The 18,827-nt window shown below is 65.6% G+C and carries 21 protein-coding genes; 9 read left to right on the plus strand and 12 right to left on the minus strand.

What is annotated here, in order from left to right; all coding sequences use genetic code 11:
• Positions 1-121 precede the first annotated feature (121 nt).
• Entirely contained in the window at positions 122-877 is a 756-nt protein-coding gene (locus tag F1609_RS16825) for a FadR/GntR family transcriptional regulator (protein ID WP_166876257.1), read from the minus strand.
• A gap of 95 nt (positions 878-972) precedes the next feature.
• On the opposite strand from F1609_RS16825, the gene F1609_RS16830 reads away from it, so the two are divergent.
• Both F1609_RS16830 and F1609_RS16835 read left to right on the plus strand, forming a co-directional pair.
• On the plus strand, positions 973-1,239 hold the full coding sequence (locus tag F1609_RS16830; RefSeq protein WP_167077564.1) for a YkgJ family cysteine cluster protein: 267 nt from the start codon (positions 973-975) through the stop codon (positions 1,237-1,239).
• Positions 1,240-1,271: 32 nt separating this feature from the next.
• Positions 1,272-1,658: a hypothetical protein gene (locus F1609_RS16835; protein WP_167077565.1), complete on the plus strand. Its 387-nt coding sequence runs from the start codon at positions 1,272-1,274 to the stop codon at positions 1,656-1,658.
• Here the strand turns inward: F1609_RS16835 and F1609_RS16840 are convergent.
• The 3 genes from F1609_RS16840 to F1609_RS16850 all read right to left on the minus strand — a co-directional run bounded on the left by F1609_RS16840 (position 1,604) and on the right by F1609_RS16850 (position 5,910).
• Complete coding sequence (locus F1609_RS16840) at positions 1,604-2,110, minus strand: GDSL-type esterase/lipase family protein (protein WP_167077694.1); 507 nt, start codon at positions 2,108-2,110, stop codon at positions 1,604-1,606. The two genes, F1609_RS16835 and F1609_RS16840, sit on opposite strands and share 55 nt — an antisense overlap.
• A 218-nt stretch (positions 2,111-2,328) precedes the next feature.
• Positions 2,329-3,660, minus strand: coding sequence for a glycoside hydrolase 5 family protein (locus tag F1609_RS16845; protein ID WP_167077566.1), 1,332 nt, complete (start codon positions 3,658-3,660; stop codon positions 2,329-2,331).
• Positions 3,661-3,666: 6 nt separating this feature from the next.
• Positions 3,667-5,910, minus strand: a complete 2,244-nt coding sequence (locus tag F1609_RS16850; protein ID WP_167077567.1) for a glycoside hydrolase family 3 C-terminal domain-containing protein — start codon at positions 5,908-5,910, stop codon at positions 3,667-3,669.
• 369 nt (positions 5,911-6,279) lie between these two features.
• Here F1609_RS16850 and F1609_RS16855 point away from each other — a divergent pair, with 369 nt between their 5' ends.
• The 6 genes from F1609_RS16855 (at position 6,280) to recQ (ending at position 13,196) form a co-directional block, all read left to right on the plus strand.
• Entirely contained in the window at positions 6,280-7,299 is a 1,020-nt protein-coding gene (locus F1609_RS16855) for a LacI family DNA-binding transcriptional regulator (protein ID WP_167077568.1), read from the plus strand.
• Positions 7,300-7,403: 104 nt separating this feature from the next.
• Positions 7,404-8,612, plus strand: a complete 1,209-nt coding sequence (locus F1609_RS16860) for an AGE family epimerase/isomerase (protein WP_167077569.1) — start codon at positions 7,404-7,406, stop codon at positions 8,610-8,612.
• Position 8,613: 1 nt separating this feature from the next.
• Positions 8,614-9,543: a carbohydrate kinase family protein gene (locus F1609_RS16865; protein ID WP_167077570.1), complete on the plus strand. Its 930-nt coding sequence runs from the start codon at positions 8,614-8,616 to the stop codon at positions 9,541-9,543.
• Positions 9,544-9,639: 96 nt separating this feature from the next.
• Positions 9,640-10,401, plus strand: coding sequence for a YoaK family protein (locus F1609_RS16870; protein ID WP_167077571.1), 762 nt, complete (start codon positions 9,640-9,642; stop codon positions 10,399-10,401).
• Between the two features lie 138 nt (positions 10,402-10,539).
• A complete protein-coding gene (locus tag F1609_RS16875; protein WP_167077695.1) occupies positions 10,540-11,373 on the plus strand; it encodes an undecaprenyl-diphosphate phosphatase in 834 nt (277 codons plus the stop codon).
• Positions 11,373-13,196 (plus strand): DNA helicase RecQ, encoded by a 1,824-nt coding sequence (gene recQ, locus F1609_RS16880; protein WP_167077572.1) that lies wholly within the window; start codon positions 11,373-11,375, stop codon positions 13,194-13,196. The genes F1609_RS16875 and recQ overlap by 1 nt, the downstream gene beginning before the upstream one ends.
• On the opposite strand, the gene F1609_RS16885 is transcribed toward recQ, so the two are convergent.
• A complete protein-coding gene (locus F1609_RS16885; RefSeq protein ID WP_167077573.1) occupies positions 13,180-14,085 on the minus strand; it encodes a helix-turn-helix domain-containing protein in 906 nt (301 codons plus the stop codon). The two genes, recQ and F1609_RS16885, sit on opposite strands and share 17 nt — an antisense overlap.
• A gap of 101 nt (positions 14,086-14,186) precedes the next feature.
• Between F1609_RS16885 and F1609_RS16890 the strand changes: the two genes are divergently transcribed.
• Positions 14,187-15,116: a DMT family transporter gene (locus F1609_RS16890; RefSeq protein ID WP_167077696.1), complete on the plus strand. Its 930-nt coding sequence runs from the start codon at positions 14,187-14,189 to the stop codon at positions 15,114-15,116.
• On the opposite strand, the gene F1609_RS16895 is transcribed toward F1609_RS16890, so the two are convergent.
• The 7 genes from F1609_RS16895 to F1609_RS16925 form a co-directional block, all read right to left on the minus strand.
• Positions 15,040-16,215, minus strand: a complete 1,176-nt coding sequence (locus F1609_RS16895) for a DUF418 domain-containing protein (RefSeq protein ID WP_167077574.1) — start codon at positions 16,213-16,215, stop codon at positions 15,040-15,042. The genes F1609_RS16890 and F1609_RS16895 overlap by 77 nt on opposite strands.
• Before the next feature lie 126 nt (positions 16,216-16,341).
• Positions 16,342-17,022 carry a tRNA (guanosine(46)-N7)-methyltransferase TrmB gene (trmB, locus tag F1609_RS16900; RefSeq protein WP_167077697.1) on the minus strand — a complete coding sequence of 227 codons (681 nt, stop codon included), beginning with the start codon at positions 17,020-17,022 and terminating at the stop codon, positions 16,342-16,344.
• Positions 17,023-17,102: 80 nt separating this feature from the next.
• Entirely contained in the window at positions 17,103-17,357 is a 255-nt protein-coding gene (locus F1609_RS16905) for a hypothetical protein (protein ID WP_167077575.1), read from the minus strand.
• Positions 17,354-17,740: a hypothetical protein gene (locus tag F1609_RS16910; RefSeq protein WP_167077576.1), complete on the minus strand. Its 387-nt coding sequence runs from the start codon at positions 17,738-17,740 to the stop codon at positions 17,354-17,356. The genes F1609_RS16905 and F1609_RS16910 overlap by 4 nt, the downstream gene beginning before the upstream one ends.
• Positions 17,737-18,252: a glycoside hydrolase family 19 protein gene (locus tag F1609_RS16915; RefSeq protein WP_167077577.1), complete on the minus strand. Its 516-nt coding sequence runs from the start codon at positions 18,250-18,252 to the stop codon at positions 17,737-17,739. The genes F1609_RS16910 and F1609_RS16915 overlap by 4 nt, the downstream gene beginning before the upstream one ends.
• Complete coding sequence (locus F1609_RS16920) at positions 18,242-18,490, minus strand: hypothetical protein (protein WP_167077578.1); 249 nt, start codon at positions 18,488-18,490, stop codon at positions 18,242-18,244. The genes F1609_RS16915 and F1609_RS16920 overlap by 11 nt, the downstream gene beginning before the upstream one ends.
• Before the next feature lie 4 nt (positions 18,491-18,494).
• Positions 18,495-18,827, minus strand: coding sequence for a hypothetical protein (locus F1609_RS16925; protein WP_167077579.1), 333 nt, complete (start codon positions 18,825-18,827; stop codon positions 18,495-18,497).

Here is an 18,827-nt window from a genome sequence, read left to right on the forward strand (position 1 = left end):
TTGCGGCGCCGCCGGGGCGGACTGGGAAGGCGGGAAGCGGGAAGGAAGCGGGGGGAAAGCGGCGATGAGCGGGAGCGCTGGCGGGCAGGCTCCCTTGGGGACGATCGGTGAGGCGGCGGCGTCAGGCCCCGTTCGACTCCAGTTGCTGCTGCGCCTGGCGCAGGCGTTCGCGGCTGTTGCTCAGGTGGGTGCGCATGGCGGCGCGCGCCGCTTCCGGGTCCTTGCGCAGGATCGCGTTGAAAATGTCTTCGTGCTCGCGGTTGACCCGTTCCAGATAGGCGGCCGGATCGTCGTGCCCGAGCTGCGGCATGTTGATGCGCGCACGCGGGATGATGGTGGTGCCCAGCTGGCTCAGGATGTCGACGAAATAGCGGTTGCCGGTGGCCTGTGCGATCAACAGGTGAAACTGTACATCGGCGTCAACGGCGGGGCTTCCGCGCGCGACGCTGCGCTGCATGGCGCCCAGCACCTTGGCCAGTTCGGCCACCTGCGCTTCGCTGCGCCGGGCCGCCGCCAGCCAGGCCGCTTCGGCCTCCATGCTGATGCGCAGCTCCAGCATCGCCAGCACGTCCATGACGGTGACGATGCTCTCGGCGTTGATGGCCAGGCCCGCGTTGCTGCGTTCGATGACGAAGGTGCCAATGCCGTGCCGGGTCTGCGCCCAGCCGGCCGCCTGCAGGTGCGAAATGGCTTCGCGCACCACGGTGCGGCTTACGCCGTGCTGCTCCATGATGGCCGACTCGGTCGGCAGCTTGTCGCCGGGCTTGAGCACGCCCTGCTGGATGCTGCCCGTGATGTGTTCGACCACGCCTTGGGCAAGGGTGCGGTGTTTCTTGCGGGGCGGCGGCAGCGCCTGGGCGGGTGTGGATGGTGTCATGCACATATTATACAACTTGAATAGTTGTACGACATCTTATGATTGGATGGGGTGTATACTTGGTCGACCTAGAATACCCATAGAAATGAGCTGGCATGAATTGCCGTGACAATTGCGGCGCCTGCTGCACCGCCCCTTCCATCACCAGTCCGATTCCAGGCATGCCCCATGGCAAAGCTGCGGGCGAGCGCTGCATCCAGCTGGGCGCGGACAATCGCTGCCTGATTTTCGGCAAGCCGGAACGGCCCGCGTTTTGCGGCGGCTTGCAGCCGTCGGAAGAGATGTGCGGGAGCAGCCGCGAACATGCGATGCAGTGGCTGGGGGAACTCGAGCGGGAGACCGCGCCGGCGTGCAATGACTGATCTATAACTGCCCGGCCCAGCGCAACGACGCCGTGCCAGCTTTCAGAGCGGTACAGGATGTCGACGCGGTGAACGCCAGCCTGGCGCTCGTGCACTCAACCGATGGCATGCGGCGTTGCGGACAGGAGGATGATGCGCGCAGCCCCACCATCGATCACCACCTCGATATAGCTGCACTCACCGCTGGCGGCGGCGTCGACCGACAGCGCACTCCGGGATCGGCGAAGCGCAAACTGCCGTCGGCCTGCGCCACGGTCCTGCCCATGCGCGCGATGCGCGGGTCGTCCGCGCGCACCGGAGGCTCGGGCCAGGCGCGGCCACAAGCGAGCATCAGTGCGACCGCCAGCGCGCTGCGGCTCATGACTTACTTCATCAGCTTTTTCACGTCGGGCAGCATGGCATCGGCCCAGATGGCGTAGCCCTTTTGCGTCAGGTGCAGATGGTCGCCCATGATGTCGGTGCCGATGCTGCCGTCAGGGCGCACGAAGGAAGCGCCGTAGTCGCGGAAAACGACGTGGCGGCCGTCGTCCAGGGTCGCCACCATCTTGTTGAGCGTAACGACATTCTGGCGCCCCTCGCTCTTTGCCAGTTCGCCGGTCGGCAGCACAGCATTGAGCAGGATGCGCGCCTCCGGATACAGCTTACGCAAGGCCGCGACCACCGCCTTGATGCCGGCGAAAACCTGTTCCGGCTTCTCGTCGCACAGCCCGAAGTTGTTCACGCCGATCAGCAGCACGATCGCCTTGGGCGAGAGTTTGGCCATGCGCTTGTCGTGCAGGCGCCACAGCACATTGCCGGTATTGTCGCCGCCGATGCCGAAATTGCCCGCCTTGTAGGCGCCGAAACTGGCGACCCAGATGTCGCGCGACAGGGCCGGCCAGGGCGCCGGCCACCAGGATGGAAAGAATACGCAAGTTCATGAACGACCGGCGTGCTTGCGCAGGCCGGCCTGCTTGTCGAGGATGCGCAGCACGCCGAAGGCCGAACACCAGTTTCCCGAACTTCTGCGCATGCGCGTTCGCGGCCAGCAGCAGTCCCGCCGGGATCAGCAGCGTCCTGATGATGTTCATGGTGGCCCTCTCGGCAGGTTTACTTCTGGAGTGAGCGCAGTTTGTCGGCGTGGTCCTTGATCAGCGCCAGCGAGCTGGCGTCGGAGTCGAACACCGAGTACAGGCCCTGTTCTTCCTGCGGCGGGTCGCCCATGAAGTCATTACCCTGCTTCCACCAGTAGTCGGCATTGGCGGCGCGTCCGGCGCCGCCCCAGGCCCAGAAGTTCCAGCCTGCGATCGGGTCGCCGGCGGCGGCGCGCCGGCCGATCAATTCAAAAATCTCGCCGTAGAAGCGGTCGCGGATTGTGGTGCCGGCCTTGATGTCGAACGAGGCGCCGTCGCGGTCAAGGCCAAATTCTTCCAGCACGATCGGTTTGCCCAGGGTCTTGGCCATGTCGATGTGCGAGTTCAGGTAATCGCGGCTCCTGGCGATCGCGCCGTCCCAGCTCTCGACCGGCTTTTTGGAATCGAACCAGCCCCAGTTCTTCGGCCACAGGTGGTACGTCAGGTAATCGACATGCTTCGACGAATGCGAGGCCATGAACAGTTTGGCGTCCTGCGCCGATCCGGCCAGGCCTTCGCTGCCGCTGCTGACCAGGTGGTTCTTGTCAAGTTCATGGATGTACTGCGCGGTGTCGGCGATCCAGGTGGTGTAGATCGCCTTTTCCTTGTCGCTGGCCTTGCCGTTGCCCGGACGCGGCTCGTTCGCCAGCTGCCACGACATGATGACCGGGTCGTCGCGGTAAGACTTGCCGTTGATGGTGTTGACGCGCTGGACGATCTTCTTGATCGTGCCGCGATACTCCGTCTGCGCCTCCTTGTTGGCGTAAAAGCGCGCCGTCTTGGCCATGTAGCCGTCGTAATCACGGGTCACGTTCGGGTCCAACGCCGGCGTGCCCTCGAACCAGTTCAGGTACTGCGTCATTCCGCCCGACCACTGCCAGAAGTTGTTCAGGTAAAGCACCACCGTCATATCGCGCTTGCCCAGTTCATCGACCAGGAAGTCCAGGCCCGCCAGCAGGTCTTCATCGTACTTGCCCGGGCCGTTGGTGGTGGCCGGACGCACTGCGCTGGTCATCTCGGTTTTTTCGGAGACGGCCAGCACGCGCACGTTATTGATGCCGATCGCCTTCATGGTGTCGAGCTCCTTGCGCAGGCGCGCGCGCTCGCCCACGCCGGACGGTGAACCCAGATAGCCGCCGTACCAGAAATTGGCGCCGGCGATGTAATACGTTTGGCCCTTGCGCGCGAAGTGCGTCTGCTTGACCGTCACGAATTCGCTCTTGTCCGCCGCGCCCACCGGCGCCGCCGCTGCGCCACTGACCAGGCCCGCCACTGCCAATGCCGCAACCACTTGGTTCATCTTGATCATCGCGTTCTACCTTTTCACGTTGGAAGGAAGTGATTTGCCATGAAGGTCAAGCGTGTGCGCCGGCAGGTCGACCATGATGCTGCTTTCACCGGTGCCGGCGGCATCCTGCGCCAGTATCAGCTTGTACTTGCCCCTGGCGATGCGCCAGGTCTTGGACGGGCCGTCGAGCACGGCCAGCATGCGCGGCTCCACGCTCAGGGTCACGTCGCGGCTTTCGCCGGGCTGCAGGTCGACCTTGTCCCAGCCGGCCAGGCGCTTGGGCGCTTCCCAGCGGGTGCTGACGGGAGCCGCGTACAGCTGCGCCACGTCCTTGCCGGCCACCGTGCCCGTGTTAGCGACCTTGAAGCGCACCTGCAACTGACCGTTCTTGTACTCGCCCGCCAGGCCCGAATAGGCAAACTGCGTGTACGACAAACCATGCCCAAACGGGAACAGCGGCTTGTGTTTTTTGAGGTCGAACCATTTGTAGCCGACCGCCGCGCCTTCGTGATAGTCGACCTTGAACTGCATCTGCGGCTTGGCCGGATCGCCATCGATCACAGGGCGCGGCAATTGGGCCAGCGAGGCCGGGAAGGTAGCCGGCAGGTGGCCGGACGGATTCACATCGCCAAACAGCACGCGCGCGATCGCTTCGCCGCCGCGCGTGCCGGGGTACCAGGCTTGCAGCACGGCCGCCGACTTGTCGAGCCACGGCATCAGTACCGGCCCGCCGGTCTCCAGCACCACCACGGTGCGCGGATTGGCGCTGGCGACGGCGTCAATCAAGGCATCCTGCCGGTCCGGCAGCGACAGGTCGACCGCGTCGTTGGCCTCGCCGATCCAGTGGGTGCCGAACACGATCACCGCGTCCGCCGTGGCGGCCAGTTGTGCCGCCTTGGCAGGGTCGGCGCCGCTGTCGAAAACGATCTTTGCGCCGGGCGCCAGCTTGCCGATTTCGGTAACCGGCGCGGACGGGTGGTACACCACGGGACCGGGCCACGTGGCCGGCAGCAAACCCTTCACGGCGCTGCCGCCAATCGGATACACCTGCGACGACCCGCCGCCGGACAACACGCCCTTGTCGGCGTGGCCGCCGATCACTGCAATCGTTTTCACGTCTTTGCGCAAAGGGAGCGTTTGATTCGCGTTCTTGAGCAGGACCATGCCTTCTTCAGCATCCGTGCGGCTGATCAGGCCATGCGCGGCGAAGTCGATCGCGCCGTCCGGCTTGACCGGATGGTCGACCACGCCCTTGTCGAACATGGCGAACAGGATGCGGTACACCATATTGTCCAGGCGCGCCTGCGGCACAGCCCCGGTCTTGACCGCTTCTTCGAGCGCGCCCGCAAAGTACGGCGACTTGTCGAATTCGGAGCCGGACTGCTGGTCCAGGCCATTGTTGGCCGAGGCCACGGTGCTGTGCACCGCACCCCAGTCGGACATCACATAACCCTTGAAACCCCAGTCCTGCTTGAGCACTTCGTTGAGCAGCCACGCGTTCTCGCACGCGTACGGACCGTTGACGCGGTTGTAGGCGCACATGACCGAGCCCGGGTCGCCCTGTTCGATCACCAGCTGCATGGCCATCAGGTCGCTGGTGCGCGCCGCCACATTGCCGATGCGCGCATCGAGTTCGTTGCGGCCGGTCTCCTGGTTGTTCAGCGCATAGTGCTTGACGGTCGAAATCAGATGGTTGGACTGGATGCCCTTGACCGCCTGCCCCACCATGACCCCGGACAGCAGCGGGTCTTCGCCGGCGTATTCGAAATTGCGGCCGTTGCGCGGATCGCGCATCAGGTTCACGCCGCCCGCCAGCATCACATTAAAGCCCGAGGCGCGCGCTTCAAGCCCGATCATCGCCCCGCCCTGGTACGCCAGCGCCGGGTTCCAGGTGGCCGCCGTGGCAAGGCCGGATGGCAGCGAAGTGCGCTCGCGCGGATTGGCGCTCGCTTGCGAGGCCACGCCAAGGCCGGCGTCGGTCTCGAACAGCGCCGGCAAGCCAAGGCGCGGCACACCCGGAATGTAGCCGGCCGATGACGGCAGGGCGGCGGCGATCTTGATGGTTTTCCTGGGTGCGAAGTCGGCGCCGAAGTAGCCGTACACCCATTGCAGCTTTTCTTCCTGCGTCATTTGCTTGAGCGCCAGGGTGGCGCGCTTCCCGGCGCCGAGCGCAGGGTCCAGCCAGGGCTTGGGTATATCCGCCGCGCCGGCCAATAGCGGCAGCGCGGCCGCGATCGCCACGGCCAGGGCGTGCTTGATCAGGGTACTCATCGTGCTTGTCTCCTTTTGTATTTACCCGCTCGGCGCCTGGAAGGGTCGCCGGCCGGTTTATATGGATGAGACGAGTGTGCATGCGCAGCCTTTGCCGGTCAAACAAAAAATGGCATTTTCGACCATGTTTAGCCCTGATCACTAAACACGCGGAAGGCCGCTTGCGGGGCGCTGCGGCGTCCCTGGCACGCTTCTCTGCCCTGTTTAGTAAAACCCGGCTAAACTGTTTGCAAACCGGACCAATCGTTTGACCATGGGCGCATCGATATGCAAGACTCACAGCATAAAAAGGCATCTGCCACTGGAGAACCTTGTGACACATCCGATCCCGTACCGCTTGACCACGCGCAGCCCGGGCGTCCCGCTCCGATGAGCGCCGCCAGCCCATCGAACGTCACCATCCGCGACATCGCCAAGTTTGCCGGCGTCTCGGCGGGGACCATTTCGCGCGCGCTCAAGAACGAGCCGGGACTGACCGAGACCACGCGCCAGATGGTGCTGTCGGCCGCCCATACACTGGGCTACGATTTTGCCAACCTGCGGCGCAAGCGCATGCGCCGCCTGACTTTTCTGCTGCACCGCCAGCACAACACGGCCGCCAGCAGTCCGTTCTATTCGCCGGTGCTGCACGGCGCCGAGGAAGCCTGCCGCAAGCAGGGCATCGTGCTCTCGTTCATGGCGGTCGGCCCGGCCGACGGCGTGACCGAGCAGCTGCGCATGCACGCGCCGGACGCGGTGGTGTGCGCCGGCTTTTTTGAACCCGAGCTGCTGGGCGCCCTGCGCGCGAGCGGCAAGCCGCTGGTCCTGATCGACATGAAGCTGCGCGGTTACAGCTCCGTCAATCCGGATAATTTCATGGGCGGCTACCTGGCCACCAAACACCTGATCGGCCTGGGACGCACCCGCATCGGCATGATTTCGGGTTCGCTCGGCCACTACAGCGTGCGCGAACGGAACAAGGGCTACCGCCAGGCCCTGTTCGAGTCGGGCATGCTGGCCGACCCGCGCCTGGAAGCGAGCCTGCCCGAAGGCGTCGACCTGGAAACCGGGGCCGCCGAAGCGATGCAGTCGCTGCTGGCCCTGCCCAACCCGCCGGACGCGGTGTTCTGCTACAACGACAGCGCCGCCCTGGTGGCGATGCGCTGCTGCCTGGCGGCCGGCCTGACGGTGCCGCACGAGGTGTCGATCGTCGGCTTCGACGATATCTCCAGCGCGGTGCTGGGACACCGCCCCCTGACCACGCTGCGCATCGACAAGAAGCAGCTCGGTGCGATGGGTGTCGAACTGCTGCTGCGCGACCATCAGGAAGCGCCCGTGGAGCAGGTCGCGCCGGTGGAGCTGATCGTGCGCGCCAGCACCGTGTGCGACCACTTCGGGCCGCACAAATAGAGCGAACTTCCTTTACCGACTGACCAAGCGATGCGCAAGCGCGGCCTTCCGGCCCGCGTCCGCACGCTTATTTTTACACCCTTTTTTGACGACGAGACTTGACGATGGCCCCCGATTTCCGATCACGCGACACCCTGCTGGACCACATTCGCCACACCAAACGCTTCTACGATCCGCGCTGCGTCGATCCGAGCGGCGGCTTCTATCACTTCTACAAGGATGACGGCACGGTCTACGACGCGCACACGCGCCACCTGGTCAGCAGCACGCGCTTCATCTTCAATTATGCGATGGCGTTCCGCCAGTTCGGCGACCCGGCCGACCAGCAGCGCCTCCTGCACGGCCTGGACTTCCTGCGCGCCGCGCACCGCAACCCCGCCACCGGCGGCTATTGCTGGCAGTTGCGCTGGGCCGACGGCAAGGGCGAAGTTCTTGATGCCACCAACCACTGCTACGGCCTGGCCTTCGTGCTGCTGGCGTACTCGCACGCGCTCATGGCCGGCGTGCAGGAAGCGCGCCAGCATATCGAAGAGACCTTCGCGCTGATGGAGCGCCGTTTCTGGGAGCCGCAACATGGCCTGTACGCCGACGAAGCCAGTGCCGACTGGTCGCAACTGGCCCAATATCGCGGCCAGAACGCCAACATGCACGCTTGCGAAGCCTTGATCAGCGCTTTTGAAGCCACCGGCGAGAAGGTCTACCTGCACCGCGCCGTAACGCTGGCCCACAACATCACCATGCGCCAGGCCGCGCTGTGCGACAACACGGTGTGGGAGCACTACCACCAGGACTGGTCGGTCGACATGGACTACAACCGCCACGACAGCACCAACATCTTCCGCCCATGGGGATTCCAGCCGGGCCACCTGACCGAGTGGAGCAAGCTGCTGCTGATCCTGGAACGCCACCAGGCGCACCTGAACGGCGACAGCAAGTGGCTGCTGCCGCGCGCGTCCGCCCTGTTCTTGCAGGCGATGGAAAAAGCCTGGGATGCGCAGCACGGCGGCATTGTCTACGGCTTCGCGCCCGACGACAGCATCTGCGACGGCCACAAATACTTCTGGGTGCAGGCCGAAAGCCTGGCCGCGGCCGCGCTGCTTGGCGCGCGCACGGGCGATGCTGTGTACTGGGACTGGTACCAGCGCATCTGGGAATACAGCTGGACCCACTTCGTCGACCACCAGCACGGCGCGTGGTACCGTATCCTCAGCCCCGCCAACGCCAAGCTGACCGACGAAAAAAGCCCGGCCGGCAAGGTGGATTACCACACCATGGGCGCCTGCTACGAAGTGCTCACCGTACTGAAGGACTGACATGGACGCACCGATATTCCCTGCGATGTTCCCTGCTTTCGTGGCCGCCGGCGAAGCGCTGACCGACATGATCGCCGCACCGGGCCAGCAACAGTGGCGCAGCCAGGTGGGCGGCTCGACCTGGAACGTGGCGCGCGTGATGGCGCGCCTGGGCGTGCCGAGCGCCTTCGCCGGCGCGATCAGCTGCGACGTCTTCGGCGACCAGCTGTGGGACGCCAGCGTGGCCGCCGGGCTGGATATGCGCTTCGTGCAGCGCGAGGCGCGCTCGCCGCTGCTGGCGATCGTCTGGCGGACCGACCCGCCCAGCTACTTTTTCGTCGGGGACGACAGCGCCGACCTGCACTTCGACGCGGCGCGCCTGCCCGATGGCTGGCGCGCGCACTGCAAATGGGTGCACTTCGGCGGCATCAGCCTGGCGCGCGAGCCGCTGGCGGGCAAGCTGCTGGCACTGGCCGCCTCGCTCAAGGCCGATGGCGTGAAGATCAGCTACGACCCGAACTTCCGGGCGCTGATGGACCAGCGCTACGACGCCACCCTGCAGCGCATGACGGCGCTGGCCGATGTGATCAAGGTGTCCGACGAAGACCTGGCCGGGCTGTTTCGCACCAGCGACCTTGAACAGGCATTTGCCACGCTGCGCGGCTGGAACCCGGGCGCCACCTACCTGTACACGCGCGGCGCGCAAGGCGCCTCGCTGCACACCGGCGCCGATAGCTGGCACGCCGCTTCGCCGCGCATCACCGTTGTCGACAGCGTGGGCGCGGGCGACGCCAGCATCGCGGCGCTGGCCTGGAGCTTTCTGCACGCGCCGCAGCGCGCGCCGGCCGGGCACCTGCGCTTCGCGGTGGCCGCCGGCGCCGCCGCCTGCCAGTCGGCAGGCGCTGCACCACCGTCGCTGGACGCCATCGAAGCGCTGATGGACGGCGCTTAAAGCGCTGGCCGCAAGCCGCCAAGCGCCAAGCCGGCGCCCGCGCTGCCGGCGCGCAGCGCGTTACAATGCGTGATCGGTCACGAGAAAGCGCCGCCCATGCCCGTCAACTACGCCAGGAAGCTCACCGCCCCAAGCCGCTCGCGCGACGCCAATGCGCACCTGGGCTACCTGCTGGCGTTCGTGGCGGGCGCCATCAACGCCGGCGGCTTTCTGGCGGTGCAGCGCTACACCTCGCACATGACCGGCGTGGTTTCCGCCATGGCCGACGACCTTGTGCTGGGCGCGCACGCGCTGGTGCTGACCGGCCTCGCAGCGCTGCTCTCGTTTACCGCAGGCGCGGCATGCACGGCCATCATGGTCAACTACGGCCGCCGGCGCGCGCTGCACGGCGAGTATGCGCTGCCGCTGATGCTCGAATCGGTGCTGCTGCTTTGCTTTGGCCTGATCGGTGCGCGCCTGGCTCACGTGGACGGCCTGTTCGCGTCGGCGACGGTACTGCTGCTCAGTTTTATCATGGGACTGCAAAACGCCCTGGTCACCAAACTCTCGCGCGCCGAAATCCGCACCACCCACATCACCGGCATCGTCACCGACATCGGCATTGAGCTGGGCAAGATGATGTACCTGAACCGGCCGGCGCCCGGCCAGGACGGACTGGCGCCGGTGGCGGGCGACCGCCAGCGCCTTAAAGTGCTGTCCACCCTGGCCGCCAGCTTCTTTCTCGGCGGCGTGGCCGGTGGCTTCGGTTTCAACCGCATCGGCTACGTGGCGACGGTGCCGCTGGCGCTGGTACTGATGTGCCTGGCCATCCTGCCGCTGCTGGACGATCTTAAAAATATTGCAATCAGAAAACAATAACCCGCCGCCCCGGCGAAAAACAGGCTGCGCATGCGCCCGGATAAGAAGCCGGAGGCGTGCTCGTGGTAAGCTTCGACCCCGCACCGTGCCGTCTTCCGGTTCGACTTCCCCGATAACAATACAAACTGCTTAATGGACATAACTCTCGCTCTCGCGCTCAAGGCCATCATCATGGGCCTGGTGGAAGGATTCACCGAATTCCTGCCGATTTCCTCGACCGGCCACCTGATCCTGGCGGGCAGCCTGCTCGACTTCACCGACGAAAAAGCGAAAGTGTTCGAGATCGTGATCCAGGCCGGCGCCATCATGGCGGTGTGCTGGGAATACCGCGCGCGCATCGCTTCGGTGATGTCCGGATTGACGAGCGACCCGAAAGCGCAGAAGTTCATGCTCAACCTGATCGTCGCCTTCCTGCCGCTCGCGGTGCTGGGTCTTTTGCTGGGCAAGATGATCAAGTCGGCCCTGTTCAAGCCGGTGCCGGTGGCGATGGCCTTCATCATCGGCGGCATCATCATCTTGTGGGTGGAGCGCCGCAACAAGCTCAATCCCCCGGTGGTGCGGGTCGAAACGGTGGACGACATGACCCTGCTCGACGCCTTCAAGGTCGGCTGTGCGCAAGCCGTGGCGCTCATTCCCGGCACCAGCCGCTCGGGCGCGACCATCATCGGCGCCATGATGTTCGGCCTGCCGCGCAAGGCCGCCACCGAATTCTCGTTCTTCCTCGCGATCCCGACCCTGCTGCTGGCGACCGTGTATTCGCTGGTCAAGGAACGCGATGTGCTGTCGATGGCCGACCTGCCGATGTTCAGCATCGGCTCGATCGCCGCGTTTATCTCGGCCTTTTTGTGCGTGCGCTGGCTGCTGCGCTACATCAGCACCCATGACTTCACGGTCTTCGCCTGGTACCGCATCGTGTTCGGCATCGTGGTGCTGGCCAGCTCGCACTACGGATGGGTCGTTTGGGCGGAATAATGGACTCGGATCTCTCAGCGCGCGCGCTCGACCAGCTGCAAACGGTCTTCGGCTACCCGGCGTTTCGCGGGCAGCAGAAGGAGATCGTCGAACACGTCGCCAGCGGCGGCGACGCACTGGTGCTCATGCCCACCGGCGGCGGCAAGTCGCTGTGCTACCAGATTCCGGCGCTGCTGCGCGACGGCGTCGGCGTGGTGGTCTCGCCCCTGATCGCCCTGATGCAGGACCAGGTCGACGCCCTGGCCGAAGTCGGCGTGCGCGCCGCGTTCCTCAATTCCACCCAGACCTACGAAGAATCGATGCGCATCGAACGCCTGGTGCGCACCGGCGAGATCGACCTGGTCTACGTGGCGCCCGAGCGCCTGATGACGCAACGCTGCCTGGACCTGTTCCAGGCGTCGAAAATCGCGCTGTTCGCGATCGACGAGGCGCACTGCGTGTCGCAGTGGGGGCATGACTTCCGGCCCGAGTACATCAAGCTGTCGATCCTGCACGAGCAGTTCCCGGACGTGCCGCGCATTGCGCTCACCGCCACCGCCGACCAGCAGACCCGCGCCGAAATCGCGCTGCGCCTGCAACTGGGCGATGCGCGCCAGTTCGTCTCGTCGTTCGACCGTCCGAACATCCGCTACCAGATCGTCGAGAAGGCCAACGGCCGCAAGCAGCTGCTCGACTTCATCACCACCGAGCATGGCAGCGACGCCGGCATCGTGTACTGCCTGTCGCGTAAAAAAGTCGAAGAAACCGCCGACTTCCTGAACGAAAACGGCATCCGCGCCCTGCCCTACCACGCCGGCATGGACTACCCCAAGCGCAGCGCCAACCAGGCCCGCTTCTTGCGCGAAGAAAGCATCGTGATGGTCGCCACCATCGCCTTCGGCATGGGCATCGACAAGCCGGACGTGCGTTTCGTGTGCCACCTCGATCTGCCGAAAAGCATCGAGGGCTACTACCAGGAGACCGGACGCGCGGGCCGCGACGGCATGCCGGCCAGCGCCTGGATGGCCTACGGCCTGCAGGACGTGGTACTGCAGCGGCGCATGATCGACGAGTCGGAAGCCGACGAGACCTTCAAACGCGTGCTGTCGATGAAGCTCGACGCCATGCTGGGACTGTGCGAAACCCTCAGTTGCCGGCGCGTGCGCCTGCTCGAATACTTCGGCGAACAATCGACCCCGTGCGGCAACTGCGATACCTGCCTGATTCCGCCGGTGTCGTTCGACGGCACGGTGCCGGTGCAAAAACTGCTGTCGGCGATTTACCGGGTCGACCAGCGCTTCGCGGCCGGCCATGTGATCGACGTGCTGCGCGGCGTCGAAACGGACCGCATCAAGCAGTGGCACCACGATTCGCTGTCGGTGTACGGCATCGGCAGCGAACGCACGGAAGCGGAGTGGCGCGCCATCCTGCGCCAGGCGATTGCGATCGGGCTGATCACGGTCGACCATGAAGTTTACAGTTCGCTCAAGCTGACCGACGCCGCGCGCCCGGTGCTCAAGGGCGGGCAAAAGGTGCAGCTGCGCCAGTATCAAAAACCGGTCAAGCAGAAGCGCGCGCCGGGCGCCACGTCCAAGCCGCATGTGGAAATGGAGCTGTCCAAGTCCGAACAGGCGATATTCGAGAAGCTGCGCTGGTGGCGCATGGAGACCGCGCGCGCCCACAACGTGCCGGCCTACGTCATCTTTGTCGACGCCACCCTGCGCGAAATCGCCAAGGCCAAGCCGACCTCGCTGCAGGAACTGCGCGGCGTGACCGGCGTGGGCGAAAAGAAGCTGGTCTCCTACGGCGACGAGATCGTCGCCATCATCATGGAAATGAGCTAGCGCTTGCTCCAAGCGCCTGGCGGTAGCGTCCCGGCGGGGCGCCCACCGCCTTGCTGAAGCGGTGGCTGAAGTGACTCAGGTCGGCGTAGCCGCAGGCGGCGGCAATCTGCTGCAAGGGCAGCTTGCCGGCCTTGAGCAAGGCGCGCGCGCGTTCGATGCGGCGCTGCGCCACCCAGCTCGACGGCGGCATGCCGAACGAGATGCGGAACATGCGCGCCAGATGAAACTCCGACATGCAGGCCAGTTGCGCCAGTTCGCCCAGGGTGACCGCTTGGGCCAGGTGCTGCTCGATGTAGTCGGCCAGGCGGCGCCGCACCAGTGGCGCCAGGCCGCCGCGCAGGCGCAGGTCGCGCCGCACGATGGCTTGCGAACGAAGCAGTTCGCTCAGCGCTTCGTGGCTGATTTCGTTGGCGCGCAACAGGTCGTCCGGTTGTTCCCACGACTGCGCGAGCAGCGCTTCGCATAGCTGCACGATGCGCGGACTTTCGAAGTAGGTGCGGTCGGCCAGGGTCAGCTCGCGCGGCTCGCGGTCCAGTTCCACCACGGCGCGCCGGGTGAAATGCTCGGGCATGAAGTACACATGCAGCAGGCGCAGATGATCGCGCACCACCCATTGCGACTCGTGCCAGTCGGGCATGGAACAGAGCCGCTGCGGCGCGCCGTAACGCCCCGGCACGCCGGCGCGCTCGGTACGGTAGCCGCCGCCCAGGTAGCACGACAGGGTGTGGTGGCCCGGCTGGACGTAGCTGGTGACGGCTTCACGGGTGTCGCGCTGCCAGATCGCCGCAGCCATGCCGTCGCCCAGCCACGCGAAGCGTTCGAGCGTGGCATCGGTGCCGCTCATGGTGGTGAAGACCGCGTGCGAAATAGGTAATGGGCGTGAGTGCATGCTGAAAAGTCTAGCATGGCATGCTCGCCGTTGCCGGCCGGCGGCGCGAAATGCGCAAGATCAGACAAGCCGCGCCAGCCCTGCACATTCATGATGGCGGCATGAATATCTTCCTCTACTTTCTCACGGTCCTGATCTGGGGCACCACCTGGATCGCCATCACCTGGCAACTCGGCGTGGTGCCGGCGCCGGTGTCGATCGCCTACCGCTTCTGGATCGCCAGCGCGGTGCTGATGCTGTTCCTGGTCGCCACGCGTAAACCAGTCTGGCCGCCGCGCAGCGCCTGGCGCTATCTGCTGGCGCAGGGCATTGCGCTGTTCTGCTGTAATTTCCTCTGCTTTTACTACGCCAGCCAGTCGGTGCCGAGCGGGCTGGTGGCGGTGGTGTTTTCGACCGCGCCGATCTGGAACGCCATCAATGGCCGCCTCTTCATGGCTCGCCCGATCCGGCGCCAGGTGCTCGGCGGCGCGCTGCTGGGCCTCGCGGGCATCGCCCTGCTGTTCCTGCCGCAGATGCGCGGACACTGGAACGACAGCGGCATGCTGTTCGGCCTGGGACTGGCGCTGCTCGGGACATTGTGCTTCTCGACCGGGAACCTGCTGTCGTCGCGCATGCAATCGCTCGGCCTGACGCCGTGGCTGACCAACACCTGGGCCATGCTGATCGGCGCCACCATCCTGGGCATCGGCGCGTGGCTCCTGAACATGCCCTTCGTGGTCGAACCGGGCGTGCGCTACGCCGCCTCGCTGCTGTACCTGGCCATTCCCGGCTCGGTGGTCGGCTTTACCGCCTACCTGCTGCTGGTCGGGCGCATCGGCCCGGACCGCGCGGCCTATTCGACGGTGCTGTTTCCGGTGGTGGCGCTGAGCGTGTCGACCGTGCTCGAAGGCTACCAGTGGAGCGCGCTCGCCGTGGGCGGCCTGCTGCTGGTGTTGGGCGGGAACCTGATGGCCTTCATGCCGGCCGGTGCGCGCCCACCCAGGTCGCCCGGTGCCACAACTGTTCCAGCGGCCCCTGCGCGTGGCGCCTGAGCCACCAGGCACAAAAGGCGCACTGGAGCAGCGCCAGCAACGCGCCGATCAGCAGGCACACGCTGGCGCCGGTGACCTTGTACAGGCCCAGGCCGAAGCCGTAGTAGATGAAGGAACCGATGATCGACTGCGTGAAGTAGGCGCTCAGGCTCATTCGGCCCAGGGGGGCCAGTACGCGCAGCGCGCGGGTGAGTGCGCCGCCCTGGTACAGCATGACAAAGCACGCCACCAGCACCAGCATGAAGGCACAATTGGACCATGAGGCGACCATGGTGACGAGCGGGCGGCGCACGGCGGCGCTGGCGACCCAGTCCGGCAGCAAGATGCGCACGGTGTACAGCGGCAGGAACAGCACGGTGGCGGCCAGCAGGGTGCGGCGCCAGAAGCGCATGGCCTGCGCGCTGGCCTCGAACAGGCCGCGCCTTCCGGCCAGCATGGCGAGCATGAACAGCGACAGGATCTGGAAGATGCGGCCGTTTTCCCAGCTCCAGTGGATCACCGCCAGCTTGCCGTTGGTGAGGTTGCCGGCCCAGGCGCGCAGCATCGAGTCGCCCGTCAGGTAATCGTTGATGCGGCCGAAATACTGCCACGAGACCGGGTCGCCGATCTGCACCTCCGGATGGCGCAGCGCGTCGGCCAGCACCAGCCATTCGTAAGGCTGGAGCATGAGGATGACGGCCAGTGCCAGCAGGGCCCCATCGCGCAGGCGCGCCACCGGCAGCAGGCACAGGCCGATGACGGCATAGATGGTGAGGATATCGCCGTGGAAGAACATCGAGTTGAGCATGCCGAAGCCGAACAGCAGCAGCAGGCGCCAGGCGTAGCGTACGCGAAAATCCTCGCCGCGCTCCTTGCGCGCCTGCGACTGCAGATGGAAGGTCAGGCCGAACAGCAGTGCGAAGATGGCATACGATTTTCCGCCGAAGAGGAAGAAAGCGACTTCCCACACGGCTTTGTCGAGGGCGGCCAGCCAGGGTGGCGCGCCGGCGACGACGTAGTACAGGTCGAAGTGCTCGATGTTATGAAGCAGCATGATCGACACGATAGCAAAGCCACGCAATGCGTCGACCACGCCGAGGCGGGGGGCTTGTGAACCCATCGTATTGACTCCTCGCAAAGAAGTACCAGAATACGTATTCTATTTGGAAACGCTACCACTTTGGAGAAAAATAATCGGCGATGCAGCCTGCACGGCCGCATCGCCGACTGCCTGTTTACGAGCAGCTTATTTTTTGATGAAGACCAGGTCCCAGACGCCGTGACCGAGCTTGATGCCGCGGTTTTCGAACTTGGTCAGCGGGCGGTAGGCCGGCTGCGGCGCATAGCCCTCGGCCGTGTTTTGCAGCAGCGGTTCGGCGCCCAGCACCTCGAGCATCTGGACCGCATAGTCTTCCCAGTCGGTGGCGCAATGCAGGTAGCCGCCCGGCGCAAGGCGCTCGGCCAGCAGCTTGACGAACGGCGGCTGCAGCAGGCGGCGCTTGTTGTGGCGCGCCTTGTGCCACGGGTCCGGGAAGAACACGTGCACGCCGGCCAGCGAGCCGGCCGGGATCATCTGATTAAGCACTTCAACGGCGTCGTGCTGGATCAGGCGCAAGTTGGTCAAACCCTGTTCGCCGATCTGCTTGAGCAGGCTGCCCACGCCGGGCGTGTGCACTTCGACGCCGATGAAGTCCTTCTCCGGCATGCCCTTGGCGATGTGCGAGGTGGTGTCGCCCATGCCGAAGCCGATTTCGAGGATCACCGGCGCGGTGCGGCCGAAGGCTTGCTCGAAGTCGAGCGGCGCTTTTGCGTACTCGACCAGGAACTTCGGTCCCAGTTCTTCGAGCGCGCGCGCCTGTGCGATCGACAGGCGGCCGGCGCGCGTGACGAAGCTGCGGATGCGATGTTCAGTCGGGTCGTACAACATCGGGCGGTTCGGGGTATCTGCGGACATGGGGATGGATGAAGAAAAAAAGGCCGGACGGCATTATATCGTACCGGCCGTCCCTACAGGCAGCCGGCCAGCAGCGCTTCGAGCTGGGCCTCGTAGCGCAGGTGCAGGGGCAGGTCGCGCGCAATGGCCAGGATTTTCTCGCCATCGCTGGCGTCCGGCGCCAGCGTGCGCGTGGCAAAGACCGGGCGCTCGGGTGCGCCCTTGATGCACGGCGTGTACACCGGCACGCGCACTTCGCGCAGCAGCGGCGGCGCGGTGGCGCAGGCGGCCAGCAGTGCGCCCGCCATCAGCAGCGTGATCGCCTTCATCGGATCGACTCCAGGATCAGGTTCACGGCCGGCATGGCCTCGGCGCAGGTGGTGGCCTTCACGCCCGCGACCCGGGCCAGCGCAAGGTCGAAGCGGCGTGCGCTGGCCGCGGCCTGCTGGCGGGCCGCTTCGCCGCGCTGTTCGGCCAGGGTGGTCGCCAGGCCGGCGGCGGCGACGGCCGCGTTCTGCGCATCGAGCGCGCCGCGCAGCTGCGTCACCAAGGTCTGCTGTGCGCGCAACTCGGCCTGGGCCTGGTCGCGCGCGCTGGCGGCCAGCCACCAGGCGGTGACGCCGGCCGACGAGGTCACCAGCAGCAGCGCCAGCAGGACGGCGCTGGCGAGCTTCCAGACGCTGCCGCCGGCCAGGGTGGCAAAGGCGCTCATGCCAGCACCTTGAGCGCGCGCGCGGTCAGCGCCAGGCGTTCGACCAGGCCATTGGCGCCGCCGTTGATGCGGCGCGTGAGTTTGACGAACTCGCGTGCATCGGCCAGGGCATTGAGTCCATTCGCATGCCAGAACCAGCCGGCCGAACGGCACGCGTTGGCCGGCTGCTCGAGCAGTTCCGGATGGGCGATCAGGTCCATCCCGAGCGCCTTGCCGCATGCGCTGTAGTTGCTGCGCCCGGTAAGCTGGATCAATCCGCGTCCGCGAAAGCGCACGCCGTCGCCCGCCACCACGTTGCCAAGATCGCGCCGGCCTTCGTAGGCGGCGCCGCTGGCCAGCTCGCGCACGTAGCGCAGGTGGCCGGATTCATGGCCCACCTGCGCCAGGAATGCCGCCTGGCGCACCGGCGTGTCGATGTCGAATTCGGCCATCGCAGCGTTCAGGCCGGGCAGGAACATGCCGGCTTTGGCGCGCGCGAACGGCATGATGCTGCGCAGTTCTTCAAGCGTCATGCGGTTCTCCGCGGCGGTTGCCGGCGACGTACAGCGCAATGCCGACCGCGAACAGGCATTCGAAAATGTCGCGCGCAACCACGCACGAGGCCACCCCGGCGGCGCTGCCGGCCACCAGGGCGATGTGGGCGTAGCGCACGCCAGGCGCGGTGCGCTTATCCATTTTGTTGAGGGCCAGGGTACTGGCATAGGCGACGTACAGGCCGGCCAGCGCCTGGATGATTGAAACGATCGGCATGCGGTTATTCCTTCGGGTCATTGTGTTCCGACAACCATGGCAGCTTGATGTCGCGCAGGCGGTCGATCAGGGAAAACAGGACGGGCACCGCGCGCATCGCCGCCAGGCCGGAAAAGAACGCGATTGCGCGGTCGAGTTCTTGCGGCAGGCCGAGGTAATGCAGGATCAGCGGCGTTGCCATCACCGACACCACCGTGCCGACGGTAATGGCGGTCAGCGCCTGGGGGCGCGTCATTTCTTTTGCGTAGCTGAGCGAGACTGCGGCGCCGATGAAGGAAAAGATCAGCACGCTGTATTTGATGCCCGCGACGCTGTCGCCAGTCGGATCGATTTGCAT

It is taken from the genome of Massilia aquatica (assembly GCF_011682045.1).
Lineage (GTDB): Bacteria > Pseudomonadota > Gammaproteobacteria > Burkholderiales > Burkholderiaceae_D > Telluria_A > Telluria_A aquatica.

Coding starts and splice junctions, on each gene's coding strand:
- F1609_RS16895 (WP_167077574.1), bottom strand. CDS start 16,215: ATGGGTTCACAAGCCCCCCGCCTCGGCGTGGTCGACGCATTGCGTGGC.
- recQ (WP_167077572.1), top strand. CDS start 11,373: ATGGACTCGGATCTCTCAGCGCGCGCGCTCGACCAGCTGCAAACGGTC.
- F1609_RS16870 (WP_167077571.1), top strand. CDS start 9,640: ATGCCCGTCAACTACGCCAGGAAGCTCACCGCCCCAAGCCGCTCGCGC.
- F1609_RS16915 (WP_167077577.1), bottom strand. CDS start 18,252: ATGACGCTTGAAGAACTGCGCAGCATCATGCCGTTCGCGCGCGCCAAA.
- F1609_RS16845 (WP_167077566.1), bottom strand. CDS start 3,660: ATGATCAAGATGAACCAAGTGGTTGCGGCATTGGCAGTGGCGGGCCTG.
- F1609_RS16825 (WP_166876257.1), bottom strand. CDS start 877: ATGACACCATCCACACCCGCCCAGGCGCTGCCGCCGCCCCGCAAGAAA.
- F1609_RS16855 (WP_167077568.1), top strand. CDS start 6,280: ATGAGCGCCGCCAGCCCATCGAACGTCACCATCCGCGACATCGCCAAG.
- F1609_RS16865 (WP_167077570.1), top strand. CDS start 8,614: ATGGACGCACCGATATTCCCTGCGATGTTCCCTGCTTTCGTGGCCGCC.
- F1609_RS16885 (WP_167077573.1), bottom strand. CDS start 14,085: ATGCACTCACGCCCATTACCTATTTCGCACGCGGTCTTCACCACCATG.
- F1609_RS16830 (WP_167077564.1), top strand. CDS start 973: ATGAATTGCCGTGACAATTGCGGCGCCTGCTGCACCGCCCCTTCCATC.
- F1609_RS16925 (WP_167077579.1), bottom strand. CDS start 18,827: ATGCAAATCGATCCGACTGGCGACAGCGTCGCGGGCATCAAATACAGC.
- F1609_RS16920 (WP_167077578.1), bottom strand. CDS start 18,490: ATGCCGATCGTTTCAATCATCCAGGCGCTGGCCGGCCTGTACGTCGCC.
- F1609_RS16910 (WP_167077576.1), bottom strand. CDS start 17,740: ATGAGCGCCTTTGCCACCCTGGCCGGCGGCAGCGTCTGGAAGCTCGCC.
- F1609_RS16890 (WP_167077696.1), top strand. CDS start 14,187: ATGAATATCTTCCTCTACTTTCTCACGGTCCTGATCTGGGGCACCACC.
- F1609_RS16905 (WP_167077575.1), bottom strand. CDS start 17,357: ATGAAGGCGATCACGCTGCTGATGGCGGGCGCACTGCTGGCCGCCTGC.
- trmB (WP_167077697.1), bottom strand. CDS start 17,022: ATGTTGTACGACCCGACTGAACATCGCATCCGCAGCTTCGTCACGCGC.
- F1609_RS16860 (WP_167077569.1), top strand. CDS start 7,404: ATGGCCCCCGATTTCCGATCACGCGACACCCTGCTGGACCACATTCGC.
- F1609_RS16850 (WP_167077567.1), bottom strand. CDS start 5,910: ATGAGTACCCTGATCAAGCACGCCCTGGCCGTGGCGATCGCGGCCGCG.